Raw genomic sequence first — 5,758 nt, 5'->3', positions numbered from 1 at the left:
TATCTTTGGTGCAGATAGATGTTCTCATTGCGAACCACTTATGGAGGTAATGCAAGTGCTCCTCGAAGAAGAGTTCAAAGAGGTTAGCTGTTACTATATGGATCTCGACAAAAATAAAGACTTTGCAGAAAAATACGAAATTTTTCAATTACCAAGAGTTTCCTTCTATAAAGACGGCGAAAAGGTTCACGAGTTCACTGGAGAAAAATCCTATGACGAAATTGCTGAGTTAATCGAAAAATATATTTTAGAAATTTAAAGGAATCTAGAATATCTATTAGGATTAAATCTTAAAAAAATTAAAGAATTTGCATATAAAATAATTCAGTAGTTTACGAAAAATAATAATACTTAGAGTATTTATAATTTAAAATGAAAGTGTAGTTTTGAAAAATTGTAATAAATTTTATTTTTTATCTTATATAAAAAGAGGCTCGAATCAACGAGTCTCTTGAATATTTTTACAAAGAGTATCATTATACATAATTTATCTTTACTGCAATAGCTAAAAATATAAATACAAGTATTGTGAGTATTATTCCAAGTGGCCAAAGGAATTGATACCATTTTTTTAATGGAACATTTGCAAATCCTAAGAACATTAAGAGAGTTCCATAAGTGAACCAAAACATATTTGTAATGCCATCACCAAATTGGTATGCTAAAATTGAAATTTGTCTTGATAATCCTACTATATCTGCAAGTGGAATTATAAGTGGCATTAGAGCCACTGCTTTTCCAGATCCAGATGGAACTAGTCCATTTAGCAAGGAAACTATTATTACAATGCCTATTGCAGAAAGAGTAGTTGGCCAACCTTCAATTATGTGTGAAAGTGAATTTATTATTGGGTCAATAACTCCACCAGCTTCAAGAATCCATTGAACACCTCTTGCAACTCCTACGATCATTGCACCACCAACTGCACCTTTGATGCCATCAATTATAGCGTTGGTTGTTCCCTCAATTCCCATTTTGTTTAAAATTCCGCATATTATTGCAAAAAGGAAAAACATTCCAGTCATCTCGTTCATACCCCATCCGAGTTTTAACATGCCAAACATTACTACTATAAAAATTATTAGTAATGCTAAAAGTGAAAGTTTTTGACCTAATGTGAACTCTTTACCTTTAAATTGAGATAAGTCAATTGCCATTTTGCTAGTATCAACGTCTTTTGTAAGGGAAAGTTCAGGATTATTTTTAATTTTTCTCGCATATCTAAGAGTGTATAATATTGCAACTGTTACAAATACTAAATACACAATAATTCTATATTGAAATCCTGAAAACATTTTCAACTCTGCAATTTCATGTGCCACTCCAACTGTATATACATTTGTTGGACCAACTGAGAATGAAACTAAAAGACCTAGAATTACAACAGCTGCTGCTGTCATGGCGTCATAGCCCAGTGCAATTATTATTGGAATAATGATTGGAACAAAGGGAACGGCAGCTTCTACCCAACCTAAAAATCCCCCTAGAATTGAGAAAAATATCATTATTATAACAATCATGGCATTACCTTTTTCGCCAAATTTTTCTATTAGTTTATTTATTCCCATTCCAAGTGCACCACTTCTGTTAAGAACTTCTATTGATCCGCCTACTATTAATATTAAAAAAACGACATTTCCTGAACCAATTAATCCTTCTGGAATAGCTTTAAAGAAATCTAAAAAAGAAACCGGAGTTCTTTCAACAACGTGGTAGGATGTAGGATCGATAACTGTTCTTCCGTTTATTGTTTCTCTTACAAAAGCTCCTGGACTAATTATATAGGATAAAATTCCACAGGAAACTATTACTAAGAATAGTAAAAGATAAGGGTTTATATTTTTACTTTTATTTTTTTTCACTTTTTACACCTACTTTTCAACTTTTGGATCTCTAATTTTTAAAATATTAGGGATTGGAGCTTCGTATTTTCCAATTACTCTTTCAAATTCTTCGCGTGCTTTTTCAATTATTTTTGGATCGCAAATTGCTTTTAATCCACAAGTTGCAAGTGAGCCAATTGCGGAATAAAGTGTTTTTTTACCTATATTACTTCCTACTGATGAGCACATTTGCCAAGTATGAAGTGGAGTTCCAATAGGTGCAGCAGCTAAAAACATTTGAGCAGTTGGTACATAGTGTGAAAGCTCTCCAACGTCTGAAGATATTACTTCCATTTTTCCATATTTACCGTCATATGGGGCAAGTTTAGTCACAAGTGATTTTTCAATTTCTTCTTTAGCAACTTCATCACCATATAAATAAATCATATTTTCTCTGGCAGTTTTCTTTGTATTATCATCTAGAGTTTCATATAAACTCTTAGAAAGTTTAAAGTCATTATCGTCAAAGTTTGGAGTTCCAAATTCTTTAATAGAATCATAAAGAATTCCAGATAGATATAAATTTGGACTATAATCTGCAAGCGCTCCTTTAAGGTTTATATCTACTTCAACTCCTGCCATTAATGCAGCGCCCTTTGCAATATCATTAATTCTTTCGTATATATTTAAAGCGTCATTAATTTTTGAAGCTCTTATAAAATAATAAAGAGTTGCGTGTGATTGCACAACATTAGGGGCATTTCCACCAACATCAAGATATGCGTAGTGAATTCTTGCACTATCTACGACGTGCTCTCTTAAGTAATTTACTCCAACATTCATAAGTTCACAAGCATCTAGAGCAGATCTTCCTAAATGAGGTGCGGCGGCAGCATGGGAAGATGTTCCTCTAAAGTTATAAGTTACAATTATATTTGCAAGGCTACCTCCATTCCAAATTGCATTTTTGTATTCAGGGTGCCAAGTGAGCATTATATCTATATCGTTAAAATAGCCGTCTCGTCCGATAAATGTCTTTGCACCATCGCGTTCTTCTGAAGGGGCTCCAATAACTTTTACACACGCTTTTAAATTTTTATTTTTAATTAATTCTTTTAAAACAACTGCTGCACTTAATGCTCCTACTCCAAGCAAATTATGACCGCACCCGTGTCCAGCACCTCCCGGGATTAACTCTTCTTTTGTACTTTGTCCTTTCTTTTGAGAAAGGCCGGGAAGAGCATCGTATTCTACAGAAAAGCCAATTACTGGACCAGTATTTCCATAGCTTGCCTTAAAAGCTGTTTCCATTTCAGAAATTGGATTTTCAATTTCAAAGCCCTCATTTTTTAGAAACTCCATCAGTTTTTTGCTTGAATCATACTCAATTAAACCAACTTCTGGATGTTCCCAAATAAATTCAGCTAAATCTAAAAATTCATCAAATTTTTTATCTAGCACACTCTTAACATCTTTAGCGTATTTATTCATTTTCCGCCTCCTAAACACTTAATTAAAAAATTTATACATACCTTATTATATAAATAAATTATATATAGTATCATAATAAAACATAATTGTAAAAATATTATTGAGGGAACAATTATACATAAAAACTTTTTTAAAAAAGTTTTTGTATGCATTAATTACAGATAATATATAAAAAATAAATTTTAAATTAATTATTTTTAATTTTATTAAGTTAGAAAATACATACTTTTTGTTAATTTTATATAAAAAAGAGAAAGAGATGACTAGTTCTCAAATATTTTACATAGATTAAATTAATAAATTTATAAAGTAATTTCAATTATATCTTTTTTTATGCCAAGTTAAATTTGTATAGCCATTTTTCTTCACCTTAGAATTTATTAAAAACCTATTCTTTACAAGCCTGAGCATATATTTATCGTCATTATAAGAATCGGAGTAACCAAGGGAATTTTCGTAATCAATTTCTATTCCATCTCTCTTTAAAATTTCATTAATATTTCTTACCTTGATTTGCTTTTTGTTATTGCCACGAATTAGTTTATAATCATCGTCTAAATCCGTTCCAATGATGTAGTCGAAGCAGAAGAGTTCGCCCACATATATTAAATAATTTGTGGCAGAAGCAGAACAGAGGATTTTAATAGTGTCTTCGTCATAGGAATTAAATTCACTTTCAAATTCTCTAAAGAAAAATTTGGGATAGAGAAAATTTGTAACGAAGTTTTGGAGTTCTTCTTCTGAAAAATATTTTATGACAGAAACCATTTCATTTTTCATTATTTCAAAGTCGGAATTAATTTTTGACTTGATATATGCAAAACTTAAACTCCAAAGAGTTTTAAAAATATTTATTTTTCTATTTTTATAGGCGTATTTATAAAGCTCAAATATGGACTCACAGTCAACAATAGTTTTGTCAAAATCGTAGAGCGCAACTTTTCTTTTCAAGATTTCACCTCAATAGAATTATACCAAATTTTCTTCATTATAAAAAGTTAATATGATATACTAAAGTAGTGATATTTATGGGAATTATTATACATGTTGACATTGATGCCTTCTATGCATCAGTAGAAGAACTTGACGACAATAGAATAATAGGAAAGCCAGTAGTGGTAGGCGGAAAGTCCAATCATGGAGTTGTAACGACGGCTAATTATGTTGCGAGGAAATATGGAATTCATTCTGCCATGCCCATGTATATGGCAAAAAATCTTTGCGATCACTTGATAATTAAGCCCATGAGAAGAGATAGGTATTTGGAAAAATCACGCGAAGTATTTGAAGTTTTAAAGACTTATACAGACAAAATCGAAAAAGTTTCCATAGATGAGTCCTATCTCGATGTAACGGGACTTGGTTACGACGAAAATATTGTCTACGAGCTTCAAAAAAATATTTTTAATAAAACGGGACTAAGTGTTAGTGTTGGTCTTAGTTATAATAAATTTTTGGCAAAACTTGCAAGCGACTGGAACAAACCTAATGGAGTAATGATTATTAGAGAGTCTGACATCCCAGAAATTTTATTTCCGCTAGACATACGAAAGGTTCACGGTATTGGAAGAAAATCCGAAGAAAAACTGCGCAACATTGGCATAAATAAAGTGGAGGATCTTTATGGACTTTCCGATGAATTTTTGGCAAATATGTTTAAGAAAAGTGGCGAAGAAATTTACAACAGGATTCGTGGAGTAGACAACAGAGAAGTAACACCAAACACTATGAGAAAAAGTCTTGGCACAGAGTTAACCTTTGAAGCTACAAAAAATAAAAATGTACTCATAAATTATCTAAAAGAATTTGCCAAGGAAGTTTCGGAAGACTTAATTGTAAAAGAAATTTCTGGATACACGCTGACTTTAAAGATGAAAAATGAAAAATTTAAAGTTAAGACTAGGTCAAAAACTTATGACAACGCAATTTATGAAGAAGAAGATATATTAAATAAAAGTATTGAAATTTTTGATGAAGCCTATGAAGGCGAGAAGCTAAGGCTTATTGGCATCACTGTTTCAAATTTAGTTGATCTAAACATAAGACAGCTTTCTTTTTTTAGTAGGAGGAAAAATGAAAAAAATTAATTTAAAAAATTTATTTGAAGATGATGAATATGTTAAAAAAAGCAATATGAAATTCGTTAAGCTAGATGGCGACAATTTAGTTTTAAAAATGAAACCAGAGAAAAATCAATTTAATGCATATAATATACTTCACGGAGCAGAAATTTTTGCACTAATGGATACAGCTGCAGGTTGCCTTTCTATTATAAATGGGAAAAAAGCTGTTACCTTAGATTCCAGCATCAATTTCATTTCATCTACAAGCTATGGAGAAGAAATTTACTCCAATACAAAGATAATTCACATGGGAAAGAGTACAGAAGTCATTGAAGTTGTCGCCATGTGCAAGGACAAAATAATTGCAAGAGGAAGTTTCAC

At 31.3% G+C, this 5,758-nt stretch carries 6 protein-coding genes; 3 read left to right on the top strand and 3 right to left on the bottom strand.

Going from position 1 to position 5,758, the window contains the following annotated elements; genetic code table 11:
- Positions 1–259, top strand: a 259-nt coding sequence (locus MR285_RS03810; protein ID WP_293558191.1) for a thioredoxin family protein, incomplete at its 5' end; no start/stop codon positions are given.
- A 217-nt stretch (positions 260–476) separates the two neighbouring features.
- On the opposite strand, the gene MR285_RS03805 is transcribed toward MR285_RS03810, so the two are convergent.
- The 3 genes from MR285_RS03805 to MR285_RS03795 form a co-directional block, all read right to left on the bottom strand.
- Positions 477–1,862, bottom strand: coding sequence for an AbgT family transporter (locus MR285_RS03805; protein ID WP_293558189.1), 1,386 nt, complete (start codon positions 1,860–1,862; stop codon positions 477–479).
- A 9-nt stretch (positions 1,863–1,871) separates the two neighbouring features.
- Positions 1,872–3,314: an amidohydrolase gene (locus MR285_RS03800; RefSeq protein WP_293558187.1), complete on the bottom strand. Its 1,443-nt coding sequence runs from the start codon at positions 3,312–3,314 to the stop codon at positions 1,872–1,874.
- Positions 3,315–3,629: 315 nt separating this feature from the next.
- The gene (locus tag MR285_RS03795) at positions 3,630–4,265 is read right to left on the bottom strand and encodes an HAD family hydrolase (protein WP_293558185.1); all 636 of its coding nucleotides are present in this window, start codon (positions 4,263–4,265) and stop codon (positions 3,630–3,632) included.
- A gap of 77 nt (positions 4,266–4,342) precedes the next feature.
- On the opposite strand from MR285_RS03795, the gene MR285_RS03790 reads away from it, so the two are divergent.
- Both MR285_RS03790 and MR285_RS03785 read left to right on the top strand, forming a co-directional pair.
- Positions 4,343–5,401, top strand: coding sequence for a DNA polymerase IV (locus MR285_RS03790; protein WP_293558183.1), 1,059 nt, complete (start codon positions 4,343–4,345; stop codon positions 5,399–5,401).
- Positions 5,388–5,758: PaaI family thioesterase (locus MR285_RS03785; protein WP_293558181.1), on the top strand; the 371-nt coding region annotated here is incomplete at its 3' end. The genes MR285_RS03790 and MR285_RS03785, both read left to right, overlap by 14 nt.

It is taken from the genome of Peptoniphilus sp. (assembly GCF_022767005.1).
Classification (GTDB): Bacteria; Bacillota; Clostridia; order Tissierellales; family Peptoniphilaceae; genus Peptoniphilus_A.
The sequence above is the reverse complement of the archived record's forward strand: the minus strand, read 5'-3'. Positions and strand labels throughout refer to the sequence as shown.